The following is a 3324-nucleotide window of genomic DNA, read 5'->3' on the forward strand; positions in this document are numbered from 1 at the left end:
GGAGTACTTGGTGCCCAGGTAGAACACGTGGCCCACCTCGATGCCACGCTGGATGGCGAGCACCCCCTGGCCATCGGGGCTGGGATCACCCTCGACCACGTTGCGGATGTCGGCCACCACGTCGGGCTCGGGCAGGTCACAGTGCCGCTGGGTGAGATGACCAATGTGACCGGCGGTCTGCGCTATACGGTCGATAAGGTCAGGGGGACGGGCTATACCGATGTGACCTTCTTCCCCGGCATCTTCGGTCCCGATCCATTCGTGCTGCGCGCGCAGCAGTTCGATGCGAAGAACGATTTTGGCAATCCCAACGGCATCAATATCGTGGATGGAGACAATCCGTCCGCATCCAAGACGTTCAAGAAATGGACGTACAAGATATCGGCGGATCACAAGTTCAATGACGATGTGATGGCCTATGCCTCCTATAGCCGGGGCTACAAGGCCGGTACGTTCAACACGCTGCCGCTCGATACCAAGGCGCTCAATCCCGAAATCGTCGACGCCTATGAAATCGGCCTGAAGACGGAATTGTTCGACCGGAAAGTGCGGTTCAACACGGCCCTCTTCTGGAACGATATCAGCAATCCCCAGATTCAGGCGCAGCGCAACGGCCTGGTGTTCCTGGCCAATGCCGGATCGGCCCGGACCAAGGGCGCGGAGTTCGATCTGACCACCGTGGTGGCGCAGGGGCTGACCCTGCGGCTGGGCGGTACCTATCTGGATGCCAAGTTCCGTAATTTCGGCGATGTGGACGGCAATGGCACGCTGGATTGCGCCTCCTATGTCTATTCGCCCACGGCGCCGGGCAATCTCGACCAGATCAGCATCAATTGCAGCGGCAATCGGATGCCCTATGCGTCGAAATGGAAGTTCAGCGGCGGCGCCAGCTATGTACGGGAGATTGACGGCGCGGGCGAAATAACCGTCGATCTGACCGGCAACTGGTCCAGCAGTTTCAACTGGGATGCCGACAACCTGATCAGGGAACCGTCGCGCTTCCTGCTGGACGGGGCGGTTGCCTTCACGCCAGAACGCTGGGACCATCTCACCATGCGCTTCTGGATGAAGAACGTCACCGGCAAGAAGAACAACATCAATTATTATGCGCAGGCATCGGGATCGGCCTTCGCCAGCGCCCCTGGCGCGCCGCGCACCTATGGCGGGGAACTGGTCTTCAAATTCTGAACGCCCTAGACACGCCAAGACTAAAAAGAGAGGCGGTCGGGATTGTCCCGATCGCCTCTCTTTTTAGTCTGGGGAAGGAAGATCGTTCCTTCCCCGCATCTTTCGGTCAGCGTGCTATATCGCGGTCGATCAACTCGTGCCAGGCCTGGATCATGCTTTCCTGATAGGCGCCGAGCCGCGAATGGGCAGCGGCGTGATCCGCGGCTTTTAGCCCCTTTTGCACCAGCGGCAGATTGCTCATGTCCTGATCGAAGATCATGGCCAGGAAACCATAGGCCGGTGCCTTTTCCGCGATACTTTCGTCGGCACCGATCTCGATCGGTTCGGCGGCCGGGGGTCGCTGATCGCCCTCGCGCCAGGGCATTAGCAGGCGGACGTCGAAATAGCAGAGATTGGGATCGGTTTCGTGCGGCAGGAATTGGTAGACGAAGGGCACCGATTCCGACAGCCACAGGGTGAAGTGCGGATAGAGGAAGTAGAGCGAACTGTCGATCATCACCGCATCGCTCTCAGCGATCGGGCGGTTGTAGCTCTTCTCATAGCTTTGCCGCAGCCAGTCGCCCAGTTGTGCGCGCACATCCTTGGCGGGATCGATGTCTGGCAGCGTGGCGTGGGGATAATGCCACATCTGCTGCACCTGCGCCGCAACCATTGCAGCCGCATGCGCCGTCGCGGATGAATCCGCATGCATGCTGGGCACCGCGGAGGGCACGGCTTCCCGCCCGACCGCACCTAGCGGCGTGGTGAAGATGTCATATTGCGACTGGCTGTCGCCGGTGAAAGGCACGCCTTCCGGATGGGTAGCGTAGAGATGATAGGATTCCTGGAAGGCCTCCTGTGTCACCTTCCAATTGGCGCGGACCAGCTTGCGAAATCGCGCCTTGGTAAAGCGTTGCTCCGGCGCGAAGGCGGCGAAATGCTCCGGCATCGGCCCCAGCGCGTCGATCAGCGGCGGCGCATCCTTGTCGGCGTTGATGAAGAGGAAGCCGCCCCAGCGCTCCAGACGCACCTCCGGCAGTGAACCGTTAAGCCGGGTGATGTCGGGGAAATCCCAATGGCTGGGAATGCGCTTCAGCCGGCCGTCCACATTCCATTCCCAGGCATGATAGGGGCAGCGGATCGTGTCGGCCTTCTCCTTCTTCGCGCACAACATGGTGCCTCGATGCAGGCAGCTATTATAGAAGGCCTTGAATCCGTCAGCTTCGGACCGGACGATGAAATAGCTGTTGGGACCGACGGTCAGCGGCACCCGGTCGCCCACCTCCGGTATATCCTCTTCGCGGCAGGCGAACAGCCATTGGCGGTTCCAGATCTTGTCCAGTTCCAACCGGAAGAAGGCGGGATCGTGATAGCGGGCATAATCGACCTGCCGATGGTCCGGCTGGTGGTCGCCGCGTGCCTGCATGGCGGCATTGGCGCCACGACTGTCGCGACTCCACAATTCGCCCAGCAAGGGGCGTTCCTTGCTGCCATATCCTTTCACTACGTCCCGTTCGGCAATGCTTGCCATGATCCGTCTCCCTTGGTCGCCCGTTCGCGACCTGATATAGTATGCTACCATACAAAATTGAAGCGGGTCCAGCATCGTTACGGACGACGGCCTGAAAATCAGCCATAAATTATGCTAGCATATGATGCGTAAGCATCCTAATGTACGCGCAAAGCCCGATGATGGCGCAACTGGAGAGGCCGAATGTCCGATACCGACTGGAACAGCAATCTGGGCGGAGGCTTCGGCTCGCATGTCCCGCAGGATGAATATTATCATGGCGTCGGCGATCCGGTCGATACGTTGACGGAAACCTGGTACTGGAATTTCCATGTGCCCGAAGCGGCGATCAACTGCTTTGCCTATTGCTGGGTCCATCCCACGCTCAAGACGGTCAGTTCGGGCCTGATGATCTTCCAGGGGATTAAGCAGAGCCATCTGGCGTGCGAATTGTTCGACTATCGCGACTATATGTCCATGGATGTGGTCGGCGACGGCAGCGATATCCAACTGCCCAACAGCATGCGAGTGCAGGCAGTCAAGCCATTGGAGCACGTACGGCTGACCTTCGACGATCCGGGGCGCGAAACCAGCGTAGCGGTCGATCTCCGCGCGATCGGCGTGCCGGTGATGCGCGCGAATAACAA

The 3324-nt window shown here is 59.5% G+C and carries 3 protein-coding genes; 2 read left to right on the forward strand and 1 reads right to left on the reverse strand.

All coding sequences use genetic code 11. The features are described 5' to 3' along the window. Positions 1-141: 141 nt before the first annotated feature. A complete protein-coding gene (locus tag VMR39_RS03650) occupies positions 142-1188 on the forward strand; it encodes a TonB-dependent receptor (protein ID WP_325414453.1) in 1047 nt (348 codons plus the stop codon). Positions 1189-1294: 106 nt separating this feature from the next. Here VMR39_RS03650 and VMR39_RS03655 read toward each other — a convergent pair whose 3' ends face one another. Beyond that, on the reverse strand, positions 1295-2698 hold the full coding sequence (locus VMR39_RS03655) for an aromatic ring-hydroxylating dioxygenase subunit alpha (RefSeq protein ID WP_325414454.1): 1404 nt from the start codon (positions 2696-2698) through the stop codon (positions 1295-1297). Between the two features lie 183 nt (positions 2699-2881). On the opposite strand from VMR39_RS03655, the gene VMR39_RS03660 reads away from it, so the two are divergent. Next, the coding region (locus VMR39_RS03660; RefSeq protein WP_325414456.1) for a hypothetical protein at positions 2882-3324 on the forward strand (443 nt) is incomplete at its 3' end.

Origin of the sequence: Sphingobium sp. (assembly GCF_035511395.1) — a bacterium.
Taxonomy (GTDB): Bacteria; Pseudomonadota; Alphaproteobacteria; order Sphingomonadales; family Sphingomonadaceae; genus Sphingobium.